15 protein-coding genes are annotated in these 14,720 nt (G+C 64.4%); 3 read left to right on the plus strand and 12 right to left on the minus strand.

From position 1 onward, the window contains the following. Window positions 1-258 precede the first annotated feature (258 nt). Both GRF61_RS19890 and GRF61_RS19895 read left to right on the plus strand, forming a co-directional pair. Complete coding sequence (locus GRF61_RS19890) at window positions 259-1,431, plus strand: UbiH/UbiF family hydroxylase (RefSeq protein WP_169152369.1); 1,173 nt, start codon at window positions 259-261, stop codon at window positions 1,429-1,431. Between the two features lie 12 nt (window positions 1,432-1,443). Beyond that, window positions 1,444-2,172: a DsbC family protein gene (locus tag GRF61_RS19895; protein ID WP_169152370.1), complete on the plus strand. Its 729-nt coding sequence runs from the start codon at window positions 1,444-1,446 to the stop codon at window positions 2,170-2,172. A gap of 23 nt (window positions 2,173-2,195) precedes the next feature. On the opposite strand, the gene GRF61_RS19900 is transcribed toward GRF61_RS19895, so the two are convergent. Further along, a complete protein-coding gene (locus GRF61_RS19900) occupies window positions 2,196-3,218 on the minus strand; it encodes a murein transglycosylase A (protein ID WP_169152382.1) in 1,023 nt (340 codons plus the stop codon). A gap of 546 nt (window positions 3,219-3,764) precedes the next feature. Between GRF61_RS19900 and GRF61_RS19905 the strand changes: the two genes are divergently transcribed. Then, window positions 3,765-4,766: a Nudix family hydrolase gene (locus GRF61_RS19905; protein WP_169152371.1), complete on the plus strand. Its 1,002-nt coding sequence runs from the start codon at window positions 3,765-3,767 to the stop codon at window positions 4,764-4,766. Here GRF61_RS19905 and GRF61_RS19910 read toward each other — a convergent pair. The 11 genes from GRF61_RS19910 to GRF61_RS19960 all read right to left on the minus strand — a co-directional run bounded on the left by GRF61_RS19910 (window position 4,712) and on the right by GRF61_RS19960 (window position 14,699). Then, the gene (locus GRF61_RS19910; protein WP_169152372.1) at window positions 4,712-4,903 is read right to left on the minus strand and encodes a DNA gyrase inhibitor YacG; all 192 of its coding nucleotides are present in this window, start codon (window positions 4,901-4,903) and stop codon (window positions 4,712-4,714) included. The genes GRF61_RS19905 and GRF61_RS19910 overlap by 55 nt on opposite strands. Beyond that, window positions 4,903-5,658 (minus strand): cell division protein ZapD, encoded by a 756-nt coding sequence (gene zapD, locus GRF61_RS19915; protein ID WP_169152373.1) that lies wholly within the window; start codon window positions 5,656-5,658, stop codon window positions 4,903-4,905. Before zapD ends, GRF61_RS19910 begins: the two co-directional genes overlap by 1 nt. A 106-nt stretch (window positions 5,659-5,764) precedes the next feature. Further along, window positions 5,765-6,379, minus strand: a complete 615-nt coding sequence (gene coaE / locus GRF61_RS19920; RefSeq protein WP_169152374.1) for a dephospho-CoA kinase — start codon at window positions 6,377-6,379, stop codon at window positions 5,765-5,767. After that, entirely contained in the window at window positions 6,367-7,080 is a 714-nt protein-coding gene (locus GRF61_RS19925; protein ID WP_169152375.1) for an SPOR domain-containing protein, read from the minus strand. The genes coaE and GRF61_RS19925 overlap by 13 nt, the downstream gene beginning before the upstream one ends. A 57-nt stretch (window positions 7,081-7,137) precedes the next feature. After that, window positions 7,138-7,884 (minus strand): type III pantothenate kinase, encoded by a 747-nt coding sequence (locus GRF61_RS19930; protein ID WP_169152376.1) that lies wholly within the window; start codon window positions 7,882-7,884, stop codon window positions 7,138-7,140. Continuing rightward, window positions 7,881-8,567: a biotin--[acetyl-CoA-carboxylase] ligase gene (locus GRF61_RS19935; protein ID WP_248281354.1), complete on the minus strand. Its 687-nt coding sequence runs from the start codon at window positions 8,565-8,567 to the stop codon at window positions 7,881-7,883. The genes GRF61_RS19930 and GRF61_RS19935 overlap by 4 nt, the downstream gene beginning before the upstream one ends. 190 nt (window positions 8,568-8,757) lie before the next feature. Then, window positions 8,758-10,191, minus strand: a complete 1,434-nt coding sequence (ntrC, locus tag GRF61_RS19940) for a nitrogen regulation protein NR(I) (RefSeq protein WP_169152378.1) — start codon at window positions 10,189-10,191, stop codon at window positions 8,758-8,760. A 38-nt stretch (window positions 10,192-10,229) separates the two neighbouring features. After that, window positions 10,230-11,294, minus strand: a complete 1,065-nt coding sequence (gene glnL, locus GRF61_RS19945) for a nitrogen regulation protein NR(II) (protein ID WP_169152379.1) — start codon at window positions 11,292-11,294, stop codon at window positions 10,230-10,232. Between the two features lie 54 nt (window positions 11,295-11,348). Continuing rightward, window positions 11,349-11,828 (minus strand): DUF4124 domain-containing protein, encoded by a 480-nt coding sequence (locus tag GRF61_RS19950; RefSeq protein ID WP_169152380.1) that lies wholly within the window; start codon window positions 11,826-11,828, stop codon window positions 11,349-11,351. A gap of 134 nt (window positions 11,829-11,962) precedes the next feature. Beyond that, window positions 11,963-13,372, minus strand: coding sequence for a type I glutamate--ammonia ligase (gene glnA / locus GRF61_RS19955; protein WP_169152381.1), 1,410 nt, complete (start codon window positions 13,370-13,372; stop codon window positions 11,963-11,965). Between the two features lie 184 nt (window positions 13,373-13,556). Further along, complete coding sequence (locus GRF61_RS19960) at window positions 13,557-14,699, minus strand: cation diffusion facilitator family transporter (RefSeq protein ID WP_169152383.1); 1,143 nt, start codon at window positions 14,697-14,699, stop codon at window positions 13,557-13,559. Between the last annotated feature and the right edge of the window lie 21 nt (window positions 14,700-14,720).

A 14,720-nucleotide genomic window follows, 5' to 3' on the forward strand; every position in this document is an offset into this window, starting at 1 on the left:
CCGAACAGGACCGTGAAACAAGACCGCGCCGATGATAGTGAGATGCGCTCTCGTGAAAGTAGGTCATCGTCAGACTAACTATTTAAAAAGCCCCTGCAGAACTCTCTGCAGGGGCTTTTTGCTTTGCGGAAAGGCTCAGTATGCGTGGAAACGCCAGAGCGAAATCGAGAATCGCCTCGATTTGCGCTTATGGAACTCCGGTGACGAGTGCTTATCTGGTAAGGCAGAATATCTTTGTACCTATTCCGGCACCTCGGTATGAAATTTGATTTGATAATTGTTGGTGGAGGCCTCGCGGGGCTTGCTGCAGCCGTGGCGCTAAGAAAGTCGCGCCTATCCATCGCGGTGATTGAGCCCCACGCGACGACGAAACAGCCTCATTCCGAATGGGACGCGCGGATTTATGCATATAGCCCTGCTAGCGCGAAGTTCTTGCAGGAACTGGGGATCTGGCAGCATCTGGATCAGGGAAGGCTCTGTCCTGTCGCCGAGATGAAAGTTTATGGCGATGCGCGAAGCACCTTACGGTTCTCTGCCTACGAGAGCGGTTTACAGGAGTTGGCCTGGATCGGGGAGTCCCGCCTCGTTCATGACGAACTGAGGGAGAGCGTGAAGCGCCAGCATAACGTCACCTTGTTCTGTCCCAGGTCCCCCGTTTCTGCCTGTTTCGAGAGTGCATCCGTAAGCCTAGAGCTTGATGGTGGCGAGGTTCTGACGTGCCGTTTGCTGGTCGGCGCTGATGGTCGGGATTCCTGGGTTCGTGAGCAAAGCGGGTTAGCCGCCCATAATGTCCCTTATGGCGAGATGGGCGTGGTTGCCAATTTCGAATGTGAGAAAGAACACCACAATATTGCCTACCAATGGTTTCGCGAAGACGGCGTGCTCGCTTGGTTGCCTTTGCCCGGACGAATGATTTCCATGGTTTGGTCGGCCAAGGATGGGTTCGCCCAAACCTTGGTGCAGATGAGGGAACGGGAGCTTTGCGCACGGCTGGAGGAGGCCGGCGAGCGCCTATTGGGCAAGCTGAGTCTTAGGGGAGCACCGGCGGCATTCCCGCTGCGGTTGATGAGAGTGGAGAGTGTGGTCAAACCGCGACTGGCGTTGATTGGGGACGCGGCGCATGCAATACACCCTCTTTCCGGGCATGGTATTAACCTGGGCTTTCAAGATGCAAAGGTGCTGGCGGAATTGTTGGGATCCGCGGCTGAATGGCGGGACATCGGAGACCATTCATTCCTCCGGCAATACGCACGCAAGCGGGCGGAAGAGCCGTTTGTGCTCCAGTACGCAACGCATGGCTTGAATCGACTGTTTGCCGCGAGTAATCCTGCAGCGGCTTTTTTCCGCAATGCTGGGCTGAACCTCACAGGAAGGCTCCCTGTCCTAACGAACGCGCTGGTGCGCTACGCGGTTAGCGGTAAGTTTTCATAACTGGAGAAGTGGATGTTTTCTTTCTGCAAGCGCCTTGGCTTCAAGGTGGCGGTGCTTTCTTGTGCCCTTCTGATAACGGGATTTGCCCAAGCAAACGAAGATGCGGTGAGGAAGGCGGTTGAGGCTTTCGTCGGGGCTCCCGCGGTCGAATCTGTAGCGCGGACGCCGTATGGTGGTCTCTATGAGGTGGTGCTGAAGAGCGGGGAGTTGGTTTACACCGATGAGAAGGCCAGTTTCATTATCGATGGCCGCTTGATTGATACCCAAACCAGAAAGGATGTGACGCAGGCGCGGCTGAATCAGCTGTCTGCCATCGATTTTTCCAGCCTGCCGCTGAATCAGGCGATCAAACAGGTGAAGGGTAATGGCAAGCGTGTGATCGCGACCTTCGAGGATCCCAACTGCGGTTACTGCAAGCGTCTGGCCAAGGAGCTGGCGCAGATGAATGATGTGACCCTGTACGTTTTTCTGTACCCCATTCTCAGCCCGGATTCCACTACCAAGTCCCAGAACATCTGGTGCGCCAAGGATAGGGCCAAAGCGTGGAATGACTGGATGAATGATGGTAAGGCACCGGCCAGCAAGGAGTGCGACACCGCGGTGATCGACCGCAACCTTGCACTCGGCCAGAAGCTGAAGATCCACGGCACTCCCACGCTCTTCCTTGCGGACGGCACCCGTATCGGTGGTTATGCGCCGATGGCCGAGATCGAGAAGGCGCTGGCCGCGGTCAGTAAGTGAGTTTTCGGGCGAGCGCTGAGTGTTCAGCGTTCGCCTGCCTGCATCCCGTTCGGGAGCAGCACCCACATCTTGCCTTGCTGGCGCATCCGACCGGCTTGCGCGCCTGCCTCGGGGCCGAAGCCCCAAAAGAAATCGGCCCTGACTACGCCTTTTATTGCACCACCGGTGTCTTGCGCAACCATCAGACGCTGAAGCGGCTTTTCACTCAAGGGGTAAGTTGTCGCGAGGAAGACCGGGGCACCCAGTGGGACGTACCTTGGGTCGACAGCCAGGCTGCGGCCAGCGGTGATCTGGGTCCCCTGGGCGCCTATCGGTCCCCCCTCGCGTTGAGGGAGTTCGCGGAAGAATACGTAGCTCGGATTGGCGTTGAGCAATTCCGTCAGCCGGGCAGGATGTGCCGCGGCCCAGCGCTTGATTCCGTCCATGGAGGCCTTCTCCAGCGGCAGTTCTCCTTGGTCTACCAGCCAGCGGCCAATCGACTGATAAGGGTGCCCGTTCTGATCGGCGTAGCCTACCCTGGCGTAGCTGCCATCCGGCAACTGGATTCGTCCCGATCCCTGCACCTGCAAGAAGAAGAGGTCGATCGGATCCGCGGCCCAGAACAAGGTCCGGGCCTGGGGTTTTCGGCCGTTCTCCTCCAATTCGGCGCGCGTCCAGTAAGGCACGACCTTGTTGCCGACGAGGCGCCCCCGGAGCCGCATATTCTTCAATTCGGGGTAGACGTCTCCGAGTTCGATGGTCAGCATGTCGGAAGGCACGCCATAGACGGGCCATGAATACTGCGGCGAGCGCGTCCGGCTACCTTTGATCAGCGGCTCGTAATAGCCTGTGATCAAACCGTCCACCCCGTGGTCCGGATTGGTCAGCTGCCAAGGTGTGAAGTTGGTCTCGAAAAACTGGCGGATCGCGGTTGCCCCCGGGTGTTCTCCGAGAATGCCGGCAATCTCGCAGACGTGGCTCCACCCCTCCCGCTTTCCCAGAGCACTGCAGGATTCGCGCAAGGCCGGCCATGCGGCAGCCAGATCGTCCTCCTTCCATCCAGGTATTGCGCTCCAGGATGAGGATTGCAGCGCTGCCGCCGGCGCTGTTGGCGCGGGTGTGATGGTTGGCGGCGGACAGCTTGGGCAGACGGGGCAGGGCTGAGGCGCGGGACAGACCTTGGCCTCTGTGCTGGGCCGCTTGATCTGCTGGGGCGGTGTTGCGGTGGTGCTGCAGCCGGCGAGCAAGGCAAAGACGGCGGAAAGACTGAGCAGGCGGAATTGCGCCGGGGCCAAGAACATGAGAACAGGGGATTTGAGCCAGGAAGGAGGGCAGTATACCGGTCGAAGCTCAAATTCCCCGGGAGGCAAACGTGTGGGTGATCTTTCTGGAGGCAGGGCTGGCCTTGATGTTGCTGCTCATCATCGTCTGGGCGACCTGGCCCAGGCGCGAGCAAGAGAAGGAGCGAGCGGATGAGGACGAGTGACGCAGCCACCCTCCGTAGCGTTGCGGTTGGTTGCTTTCTGGCCGCGTGAAGACGGGTACGACAGGCGTCCTCGCGCAGAGCGGGGCTCCGGCAGTGCAGAGTGCAATGACGTCAGGTAGGCGAGCAAATGCGGGCTAAGGTAGTTGAGGTGGCTGCGGGCGTTATCACCCGGCCGGATGGAACGTTCCTGCTGGGGCGTCGTGCGGGAGATGTGCCTTACGCCGGCTACTGGGAGTTTCCCGGTGGCAAGGTCGAACCGGGTGAGAGCGCGGCCCAGGCGTTGAGCCGCGAACTCGGGGAGGAGTTAGGGATTCGAGTGCGCCATCTCAGACCATGGCTTTGCAGGGAGCACGATTACGAACACGCCTACGTTCGTCTGCGTTTTTTCGAGGTGACCGCGTGGGAAGGCGAGCCGGTGGGTCATGTGCACGATCGCCTGGCATGGATTACGCCGGGCGGCGAGACGCCGGCTCCGATGTTGCCAGCCAATGGGCCGGTGCTGAAGGCGTTGGGCTTGCCCAGGTGCATGGGGATCACCCAGGCCGGCAAGGTCGGCGTTGCGCAACAGTTGAAGGCGCTGGAGTTGTCGCTCTCCCGCGGACTACGTTTCGTGCAAGTGAGAGAGCCAGGGCTGGACGCCGCCGCCTATCGTGGTTTTGCGGAGGACGCCTTGTGCCTGGCCGCGCGGGCAGGAGCGGTCGCCGTTCTCAATACGGAACCGGAGCTTGCGCAAGCGCTGGGCGCTTCGGGCTTGCACCTCCCGGCCCGGCGGCTGCAAGCCTTGGTCCAGCGACCGCCGTTTCGTTGGGTCGGGGCCTCCTGTCATACGCGGGCAGAGCTGGAAAAGGCCGCCAGCCTGGGGTTGGACTATGCCTTGTTGGGGGCAGTGATGCCGACCGCCACGCATCCCGGCGAGGTGTCCTTGGGGTGGAAGGAATTTGCCAGATTGAGCGCGGACTTGCCGCTCCCGGTCCTGGCGCTGGGGGGGCTGCGATTCTCGGACATGGAAACCGCCCGGAATGCGGGAGCGCACGGCGTCGCCGCCATCCGGGGAGCCTGGGAGTTCAGGCCGGATCAGGAGCTTTCACCGCTCTCGCTTGCGTCGGGTGGAGCTGCGGGAACGCGGTAATCCTCTGAGGCCCAGGCGCCCAGATCGATTTTCTTGCAGCGCTCGGAGCAGAACGGACGATAGCGATTCTCCGGCAGCCACTCAACCGGTTTGCTGCAGGTAGGGCACTTGACGATCCGCGGGGCTTGTCCGGTCATCAGAGGCTGCAGAAGGTGAGTTCGAACTGCACATCGCGTTCCGCCACCCGAGGGCGGGCGATGGTTTCCGGCAGCATGAAGCGGATGTTCAGCGCGTACTTGTTGGCGCTGATTTCGGGAACCACGGCTTCACTGTGGGGAACGCTCACCCTGACCATCTGTGCGGCACGACCCGCCATCGTCAGCTGGTAGGTGCCGCAGCGCGCACGCTGGCCTTCCGGGCGGCCACTGCCGCGGAGGAGGCGCAACACGATTTCCAGTCCGTCGCGTATCGGTGTCATCGGGCGGATCCAGCCTTCCAAGTCCCGCCGGCGGGCATCAGCATCACGATTAAGCCAGAAGTGATAGGAAGGGAGGTCGAACTGACAGGCGCCGCCAGGGATGGCTGCACGGCTCCGGATACTCATCAGCCACTCGTTCTCGCGCAGGTACTGACCGATCTTTCCCGCCATCGCCAGCAGGCCGGCTGAAGCCTGCTCTATCTCGTACAGGGCGCCAGCCAGCGCTTCTTCTGAAATCGCCGGGTTGTTGCGATAGGACATCAGGGTCTGGCGCTGGCGCTCCAACTCCTGTACCAGATCCACCTTGAGATCCGCCCTGCTTGCGACTTCCAGGATTTCGAACAGGGTGAGGAGCGCGACGTGGTGATCCTGAGGCGCTTCGCTGCGGCTGAAATGACCGACCTTGCGGAACAGATCTTCCAGGCGCAGGAGGGTGCGGATACGCTCGTTGAGGGGATATTCGTAGCTGATCACCGCGTAATGTCCGCCAGCGTCTCGGGTCTCAGGATATCGATCGATAATAGCACAGCGATGAGCGTGCGGCCCGCGCCACTGCTCGGTTTCTGCACCGTCGCTGCCGCTATCGGGCTGCGGCCGCGAGGTATTGGAGGTGAAGACGCTGGACCTGGGGGGCGAGTTCCGCCAGGGGGCCGCTGTTGTCGATCACATCGTCTGCGGCGGCGAGCCGCTGCGACCGGGTGGCCTGACTGGCCATGATCGCGCGGATCTGACTTTCGTCCAGTCCGCTGCGGCTGCGGACGCGTTCGATCTGCAAGGCTTCCGGGCAGTCCACAACGCATATCCGGCTGCAGCGGGAGCGGTAGCTGCCGGACTCAATCAGCAGAGGGACGGCGAGTATTACGTAGGGGCCGGGTGCCGTCAGGCAGGCGCTGTTGCTGCTGCTGCGGATCAGGGGATGGAGGATGGCCTCCAGTTCGCGCCTGGCTTCGGGGCGCTCGAAGACCAGGGCGCGCATCGCCGCCCGGTCCATGCTGCCATCGGCCGCCAGCATGTGCGGACCGAAGGCGGAGCGGATGGCCGGGATGGCGGCGCCGTGGGGCGCCGTCAGCATGTGGGCGATACGGTCGGTATCCACCAAGCTGGCACCGAGTGCGACGAATTGGTCGGCCGCTGCGCTCTTGCCGCTGCCGATGCCGCCGGTGAGCCCGACGACATAGGGCTTCACGGTTTGCATTCGCCGCGATGTGCCGGGTCGAGTCCGTCGTATGCCGCGAGTGCGCTAGCCGTTGCGCTCACCTCTACCCGGTGATGCTGGCCACTGCGGGTGGTAACGCCGGCGGAACGGACGCCGCGGCTGCGTAGTTGCGTCAGTTGCTGGTTGGCGGCGTTCTCTGTCTTGAACAGCCCCAGGGAGATCGCGAACTGGGTGGGGCCTGCATCCTGCACGATGAAGTAGTCGGTAACGCCAAGCGCCTTCAACTCGCGCACCTTCCGTTCGGCGGCCTCCCGGCTGCCCTGTGGCGGGATGCGGACCCACCAGGCGGAGGTGCTCTCGTAGCTGCTCTGCCGCGGCTGCAGGCCGGCGGTACGCAGCCGTTCGGCGAGATGGCTGGCGTCTTCCGTGTTGAGGCCGATCCAGGCCCGGCACTGCGAGGCCTCGGCCACAGCGGGAGACGGGCCGGGCATTTCCTGCGGCTGCGGCGCGGCAGCCGCAGGCTCAGGCGCCGTGGGGGCGGGGTCGGCCTCGGCACGCTGAGAGGCAGGGGGCTCTTTGGCGTCCTTGCGGAGGAACTGGATGCGCTCTGGTGCGAGTTGGTTGTTCAGTCGCTCCGGTTCGCCGGCGGGGGCATTGCCGCCCAGCCAGCCCTTCAAGGTGGCAAAGGCGAGGACGTTGAGGAGCAGCAGCAAGATGAACAGGAAGCGCAGCGTAGACATGAGCTTGAGCTTAACCGATCCGCAGGCGCGGGATAAGCCGCAGTGGCGATGCCGCGCTCAGCTGGCGGGGCCGGGAGGCAGGCTGGAGCGGGAGATCAGGCCGAGGCCGTCCAGCACCAGGTTCTCGGTGCGGCGCAGGGGGATCTGCAGCAGCTTGGAAAACGCGTTTGCCGCGCCGCCGCCGAGCAGGCAGAGCGCGGCGGGCTGGTGGGCGATCTGGCGGAACATGCGTTCCACCGCGCCGGCCTGCGCATGCAGGACGCCGCTGTGTATCGCGTCCGCCGTGCTCCTGGGCGTCTCGCTGTAGTTTCCGTCTGCCAGGGGCAACTGGGCGGTGTTGCCGGCAAGGGCGCGACGCATGAGCTCGACCCCAGGGAGGATGGCGCCTCCGAGGAAATTGCCCTCGCCATCCAGCAGGTCCAGGGTGGTTGCGGTGCCGGCGGTGGCCACCAGAACCGGGCCGGTGTGCGTGGCGCGGGCGCCTATCAGCGCGGCCCAGCGGTCCGCGCCCAGCGTTTCCGGGAGGAGGTAGTGATTGCGGACGCCACACTGGGCCGCAGAGGGGCGCACCCACTCCGGTGTGATCCGCCGCGCGCCGGCGAGGCGGGCGATTTCCGCCGCGACCGTCGGGCCGGCGACATTGCTGCCGACGATGCGCTGTATTGCCGGATGTGCCGCCAGCAGTTCCGCGAGCCCGGCCAGCTCGTCATGACCCAGATTGCCTTCCTGGGGAGGCGCCCCGGCAGTTGCGGCCTGCAGACGCCATTTGATGCGGGTGTTGCCGACATCCAGCAGCAGGATCATGGGGCGGCTCGCAGCGACACTTCGCCGGAGAGGATGCGCCGTACGCCGTCCTCGCCCTGCAGCAGTAGCGCGCCATCCTCCGCCACGCCAATACAGGTGCCCTGCACGGCTTCGGCTTCACCCAGGATGCTCACCGGCAGTCCGGCGAAAGCGTTGCGCTGCTCCCAGGCCGCGCGCAGCGCGGGGAAGCCGGCAGTGGCGTAGGTTGTCAGCAGCCCGTGCAGCTCGCGCAGCAGCGCGGCGAGCAGGGTGTCGCGGTCGACGTCGCGGCCAAGTTCGCTTCGCAGATCGGTGACGGCTTTCTGCCCCTCTATCGTGGCCGCGGGGGGGAGGCCGAGATTGACGCCGATGCCGATGACTGCAGCCGGCGTCCGCCCGCGGCCCGGCAGTAGCTCGACCAGGATGCCGGCCAGCTTGGCGCCGTGGATCAGAACATCGTTCGGCCATTTCAGCTGCACGCCGGCGACGCCCAGCTGTTCCAAGGTGCGCGCCAAGGCCAGGCCGGCGACCAGCGAAAGCCCGGCCGGCACCGGGGCTCCGGCGTCGAAGCGCCACAGCGCGGAGAAGGTGAGGCTGCCGCCCTGCCAGGATTGCCACTGCCGGCCGCGACGGCCCCGACCGGCGGTCTGGCGGTCCGTCAGGACAACATGCACGCGGCCGTCATCCGCGGGGGGCGCGTCCATCAGCACGCTGTTGGTGGAGTCGCAGGCGGGCAGGTGGCGCACCGAGAAGTGGGGGCCGAGATCGCCGAGGCCGGCGAGGGGATAGTCGGGTGCAGCTGGGGCGGACAAGTGCGGCTCGCGTAATACGGAAAGGCGCATTATCCGCCAACTCGGCCGCCATGCACGGCGGTGGTGCATGGCGGCGGTGGGGTCAGTCTTCGCTGTCGGCGCTGTGATCAACCGCATGGTTGCGGTCTTCATCCATGCCGAGTTCCTGAATCTTGCGGGTGATGGTGTTGCGGCCTATGCCCAGCAGCTGGGCAGCTTCGATGCGGCGGCCGCCGGTTGCGGTGAGGGCGCGGCGAATGAGGGTGCGCTCGAACTCGCGGGTAAGGCGGTCGAAGACTTCGCCCGGTGTGGCAGCGATCAGGCGGTCCGTCTCCAGGCCTAGGCCATCTACCCAGTTGACCGGGGTTTCGCGGGTTGGCTGGTCGCGCATCTCCGGCGGCAGGTCGGCCACCTCCACGATCTGGCCAGGGGCCATCACGGTGAGCCAGTGGCAGAGGTTCTCCAGCTGGCGGACGTTGCCCGGGAAGGGCAGGGCCTGCAGATACTTGATCGCGCCCTCCGACACCCGCTTGCTTTCCACGCCCAGTTCCTGGGCGCTGCGCTGCAGGAAGTGGCGGACCAGGATGGGCACGTCTTCCCGACGTTCGCGCAGCGGCGGCAGGCGCAGGCGGATGACGTTGAGGCGGTGGAAGAGATCCTCGCGGAACAGGCCCAGCCGCACCCGCTCTTCGAGGTCCTGGTGGGTGGCGGCGATGACGCGAACATTGGCCTTGATCGGCTGGTGGCCGCCGACGCGATAGAAATTGCCGTCGGACAGCACCCGCAGCAGGCGGGTCTGCAGCTCGGACGGCATGTCGCCGATTTCGTCCAGGAACAGGGTGCCGTTTTCCGCCTGCTCGAAGCGGCCGCGGCGCTGGGCGGCCGCGCCAGTGAAGGCGCCGCGCTCATGGCCGAAGAGCTCCGACTCCAGCAGGTCGCGTGGAATCGCCGCGGTGTTGATGGCGATGAAGGGGGCCTCCCGGCGCGGGCTGTGGCGGTGCAGCGCACGCGCGACCAGTTCCTTGCCGGTGCCGGACTCGCCGTTGATCAGCACGGTGGCATGGGATTGGGACAGCCGGCCGATGGCGCGGAAGACTTCCTGCATCGACGGTGCCTGGCCGAGGATCTCCGGCGCCAGCGAGGTGTCTTCGCTCGCACCTTCCTGGTGCGTGCTTTGGTCGATTGCGCGGCGAACCAGTGCAACCGCCTGATCGACGTCGAAAGGCTTGGGCAGGTATTCGAAAGCGCCGCCCTGGAAGGCGGAAACCGCGCTCTCCAGATCGGAGTAGGCGGTCATGATGATCACCGGCAACTGCGGGTGCATCGCCTTGACGCGCTGCAGCAGGGTCAAGCCGGTTTCGCCCGGCATGCGGATATCCGACAGCAGCACCTTGGGCGGGTGGCTGGTGTTCTCCAGTTCCTGCAGCGCCTCATTGGCAGAGGTGAAGCTGCGGTGTGAAATCTCTTCGCGCCCCAGGGCTTTTTCCAGCACCCAGCGGATGGAGCGGTCGTCATCTACGATCCAGACGGTATTCATTATTGTGTTTGCACTATTTTGGTGCGTCCCGTACGCGCTTACGTCCGGTCCGTGATCGGCAGCAAAATCATGAAGCAGGTCCGGCCAGGGCGGCTTTCGACGTCGATCATGCCCTGGTGCTGCTCCACGAAGCTCTGGGCGAGAGACAGGCCCAGTCCGCTACCACCGTCCCGCCCCGAAACCAGCGGGTAGAAGATCTTGTCGCGGATCTCCTCCGGTATGCCGGGGCCGTTGTCGATTACTTGCAATTCCAATGCCAGCTTGAAGCGACGTTTGGCCAGCGTGACCTGGCGCGCTACCCGGGTACGCAGCCGGATCTCGCCGCGGCCTTCCAGCGCCTGGGCGGCGTTGCGGGTGATGTTGAGAATGGCCTGGATCAGCTGCTCGCGGTCGGCGGTGAGCTCGGGCAGGCTGGTGTCGTAGTCGCGGCGGATCACCAGGTCGGGAAACTCGGCCAGGATGAGGCGCCGCACCCGCTCCAGCACGTCGTGGATGTTGAGCTGGGCGGGCCGCATCATGCTGTGGGACGTCAGCAGCCGGTTCATCAGGTCCTGCAGGCGATCGGCCTCGGCGATGATGACTTCGGTGTATTCGCGCAGCTGCGGCTCGGCCAGTTCCCGCTCCAGCAGCTGGGCAGAGCCGCGGATGCCGCCCAGCGGGTTCTTGATCTCGTGGGCGAGGTTACGGATCAGTTCGCGATTGGCCTGCTGCTGCTGCAGGAGCTGTTCCTCGCGGGCCACGCGCAGTTGAGCGTCTATCGGCCGGAATTCCAGCAGCAGCCTTACGCCATTGGCCTCGACCGGGCTGACGGTGCAGTCCAGGTTGATCGGTTCGGCGTTGTTGCGAGGGATCTTCAGATCCTGGCCGGTATAGCTCCAGTTGGTGCGCAGCGCATTCTCCAGCGCGGCGCCCAGGCCGGGCGGTTCACCCAGCAGGCGGGAGAGCTGAGTCCCCACCAGCTTGCGCTGGCTGATGGCGAAGAGGTTTTCGGCGCCGGGGTTGATGTAGCGGATGGTCAGGTGCTCATCGACCAGCACCACGGCGGAGGAGAGCAGTTCTAGGCCGGCGAAGGGGCCGGAGGCGGGCGGGTGTGGATGGGTCATGGCGCGTTCTTGGAGTTTTGCGAGGCGGACTATGCAAAAAACGCGCCATGGAGGTCAGCGCAGGTTGGTGAGCTCCCGTCGCAGAGCCTCGATGTTGCGCTGGTGGAGTTCCACTCTGTCCTGGTAGGGCTTCAGGCGATCCAGGACTTTCTGGTAGTTGCGCTCATCCCCGGTGCGTATCGCCTCCTGTTCGCTCAACTCCTGGCGTGCCGCGGCGAGGGACTTTTCCTCGGCGGCGAGTTCGCCTTCGAGAACCTCGCGCCGGCTGTTGTCACGGGCGCGCTGGGTGTCGGCGCTCACTCGGGGAAAGCTGGAGGGCGAGGTGGTTTGTGCCGGAGCGCTCTGGCGCGCAGGCGGCGGAGGGACGGAAGAGACTGCCTGACTCTGCTCGAGCAGTTTGCAGTTGCGCGCCAGGCTGCGGTCGTTGGTGTAGGTGGTGCGGCCTTCTGCGTCTACGCATTTATAGACGTCGGCGTGGGCAAGCAGAGGGGCCAGGAGGGCGAGAGAAAGCGCCAGAGGGCGCAGCTGTCTCATGGGCGGTTCCGAAGGCGGCGATGGACTGAGGGAGGAAGGCCGGGCTGCGCCGGCCGCGCGGGTGCGGGGGATTAGACCATAAAAAAAGGGGACGGGCATTGCCCGTCCCCTCTCTGCAAGTAATCCCGTTGGGATTACAGGCTGTAGTACATGTCGAACTCGACCGGGTGGGTCGTCATGCGGAAGCGGGTGACTTCTTCCATCTTCAGCTCGATGTAGGCGTCGATGAAGTCATTGCTGAACACACCGCCGCGGGTCAGGAACTCGCGGTCCTTGTCCAGGTACTCCAGGGCCTGATCGAGGCTGGTGCAGACGGTCGGGATCTTCGCGTCTTCTTCCGGCGGCAGGTCGTACAGGTTCTTGTCGGCAGCGTCGCCCGGGTGGATCTTGTTCTGCACGCCGTCCAGGCCGGCCATCATCAGCGCGGAGAAGGCCAGGTACGGGTTCGCCAGGGGGTCCGGGAATCGCGCTTCGATGCGGCGGCCCTTCGGGTTGGCGACGTACGGGATGCGGATCGAAGCCGAGCGGTTGCGGGCGGAGTAGGCCAGCTTGGTCGGGGCTTCGAAGTGCGGCACCAGGCGCTTGTAGGAGTTCGTGCCCGGGTTGGTGATGGCGTTCAGCGCGCGGGCGTGCTTGATGATGCCACCGATGTAGTACAGCGCGAACTCGGACAGGCCGGCGTAGCCGTTGCCGGCGAACAGGTTCTGGCCGTCCTTCCAGATGGACTGGTGCACGTGCATGCCGGAACCGTTGTCGCCAACGATGGGCTTGGGCATGAAGGTGGCGGTCTTGCCGTACTGGTGAGCGACGTTCTGGACCACGTACTTGAGGGCCTGGGTCCAGTCGGCACGCTTGGTCAGGGTGCTGAACTTGGTGCCGATCTCGCACTGGCCGGCGGTGGCGACTTCGTGGTGATGCACTTCGACCGGGATGCCGATGCCTTCCAGGGCCAGGCACATGGCGGCGCGGATGTCATTCAGGCTGTCGACCGGGGGAACCGGGAAGTAGCCGCCCTTGACCTTGGGACGGTGGCCGGTGTTGCCGCCTTCGAACTTCTCGGCGGAGGACCATGCTGCTTCTTCGGAAGAGATCTTCACGAAGCAGCCGGACATGTCGGCAGCCCATTCGATGGAATCGAAGATGAAGAATTCGGGTTCCGGGCCGAAGTAGGCGGTGTCGCCCAGGCCGGTGGACTTCAGATAGGCTTCGGCGCGCTTGGCGATGGAGCGCGGGTCGCGGTCGTAGCCCTTGCCGTCGGAGGGCTCGATGACGTCACACGTCAGAACCAGGGTGGTTTCGTCGAAGAAGGGATCGATGTAGGCGGAGCTCGCTTCCGGCATCAGGATCATGTCCGAAGCCTGGATGCCCTTCCAGCCGGAGATGGAGGAGCCATCGAACGGGTGGCCGTGTTCGAAATGCTCTTCCTCGAACGCGGAGACCGGCAGCCCGACGTGCTGCTCCTTGCCCCGTGTATCGGTAAAGCGCAGGTCCACGAAGCGGACTTCGTTTTCCTGGATCAACTTCATGACTTCTTGAGCGTTCATATTCACTCCTGGTGAGCTGAGGCGTATTTCTTCGGGTAACGGTCATGCTTCCGTCGCGGCGGACATAAGCAGCATCCGTGCCATAGCGTTTGCGGCCGTCGGCGCATTGTGCCACAAGGGCATTTTTTCCGAGGGGTGGGGCTGAATGCACCTTCGTGGTGCGTTTGATTTGCTTTTCGCCCTCTTATGGGGCGATTCGCTGGAAGTAGGACACCTTGCGGATGGCGGGCTGCCGAGTCGTCCATGCGTCGGTGCGCTGTTTGAGTGCATCGCCTTCCGCGCACGCCCCGCCCGGGGGCAGCAGTACTTCCACTTCTGCGCGGTCTCCGAGGTAATGGATCTGGATGCGTTCCGGCAGGGTTTCGGTGGTAGCGAGCAGCGCGTGAACCTCTGCCAGGATTTCTGCCCTTTCGGGTAAAGCGGGTCGGGAGTGGTCGCGCTGGTCGTCCCGCTCGGCATCGATGTGCACCAGGGCGTCCTGGATGTCGGGGTGAACGGCGCGGAGGCGGAAATAGACGCTGTCCGAAATGCGGTGGCCTTCGGAGACAGTGAGGCGCGGGTCGACCTGGACATGGGCATCGCACAGGATGCGGTCCGCCATGCGCCGGGTGCGCAGGTCGTGCAGGCCGACCACGCCGGGTGTTTCCTGGATGGTGCGGCGAAGGCGGGCCACTTCCTCTTCCGGCAGGCCGGTATCCACCAACTCCCGCATGGCCTCCCACGCCAGGCGCAGCCCCATGCTGAGAATGAGGAAGCCGACCACCGCCGCGCCCAGCGGTTCGAGGAAGGGATAGCCGGCGAGGCTGCCGCCGATGCCGGCGGCCACGACCAGGGAAGAGGCGGCATCAGAGCGCGCATGCCAGGCATTCGCCTCCAGCAGCGGCGCCTTCAGGCGGCGGCTAGCGGCCAGGGTGTAGCGGAACAGCACTTCCTTGGAGAGCAGCGTCAGCAACGCCATCGCCAGCGCGGCGGGATGAAGGTCGGGCTGGTTGTCCATGTGCTGCAGGCGCAGGCCGGAGCTGAGGAGGAAGCCGATGCCCACGCCGCCGAGGGCGACGCCGAGCACCAGCGAGGTCGCGGTCTCGATGCGGCCGTGGCCATAGGGGTGGTTCTTGTCCGCCGGGTCGGCGCCGCGCTTGCCGGCGATCAGCACCAGCAGGTCCGTCACCAGGTCGGAGAAGGTGTGGGCGGCGTCGGCAACCAGGCTGAAGGCATTGGCGAAGAGGCCGATGGCCACTTGGGCGATCGCCAGGAAGGCGTTGGTGGCGACTGCGATGAGGGTGGTACGGCGTATTCCCCGGCTGCGCGCATCGGCGTGATGGGGAATGGCGCCGGGGCTGCTCGGGGA

Origin of the sequence: Azoarcus sp. TTM-91, assembly GCF_012911025.1 — a bacterium.
Classification (GTDB): Bacteria; Pseudomonadota; Gammaproteobacteria; order Burkholderiales; family Rhodocyclaceae; genus Azoarcus.

What these genes read in the sequence shown, in the direction of transcription:
- glnL (WP_169152379.1), bottom strand. Translation starts at nt 11,294, where the DNA reads ATGACCCATCCACACCCGCCCGCCTCCGGCCCCTTCGCCGGCCTAGAA.
- coaE (WP_169152374.1), bottom strand. Translation starts at nt 6,379, where the DNA reads ATGCAAACCGTGAAGCCCTATGTCGTCGGGCTCACCGGCGGCATCGGC.
- GRF61_RS19910 (WP_169152372.1), bottom strand. Translation starts at nt 4,903, where the DNA reads ATGACCGGACAAGCCCCGCGGATCGTCAAGTGCCCTACCTGCAGCAAA.
- glnA (WP_169152381.1), bottom strand. Translation starts at nt 13,372, where the DNA reads ATGAACGCTCAAGAAGTCATGAAGTTGATCCAGGAAAACGAAGTCCGC.
- GRF61_RS19905 (WP_169152371.1), top strand. Translation starts at nt 3,765, where the DNA reads ATGCGGGCTAAGGTAGTTGAGGTGGCTGCGGGCGTTATCACCCGGCCG.
- GRF61_RS19935 (WP_248281354.1), bottom strand. Translation starts at nt 8,567, where the DNA reads ATGGACGCGCCCCCCGCGGATGACGGCCGCGTGCATGTTGTCCTGACG.
- GRF61_RS19925 (WP_169152375.1), bottom strand. Translation starts at nt 7,080, where the DNA reads ATGTCTACGCTGCGCTTCCTGTTCATCTTGCTGCTGCTCCTCAACGTC.
- GRF61_RS19950 (WP_169152380.1), bottom strand. Translation starts at nt 11,828, where the DNA reads ATGAGACAGCTGCGCCCTCTGGCGCTTTCTCTCGCCCTCCTGGCCCCT.
- GRF61_RS19895 (WP_169152370.1), top strand. Translation starts at nt 1,444, where the DNA reads ATGTTTTCTTTCTGCAAGCGCCTTGGCTTCAAGGTGGCGGTGCTTTCT.
- GRF61_RS19930 (WP_169152376.1), bottom strand. Translation starts at nt 7,884, where the DNA reads ATGATCCTGCTGCTGGATGTCGGCAACACCCGCATCAAATGGCGTCTG.
- ntrC (WP_169152378.1), bottom strand. Translation starts at nt 10,191, where the DNA reads ATGAATACCGTCTGGATCGTAGATGACGACCGCTCCATCCGCTGGGTG.
- GRF61_RS19890 (WP_169152369.1), top strand. Translation starts at nt 259, where the DNA reads ATGAAATTTGATTTGATAATTGTTGGTGGAGGCCTCGCGGGGCTTGCT.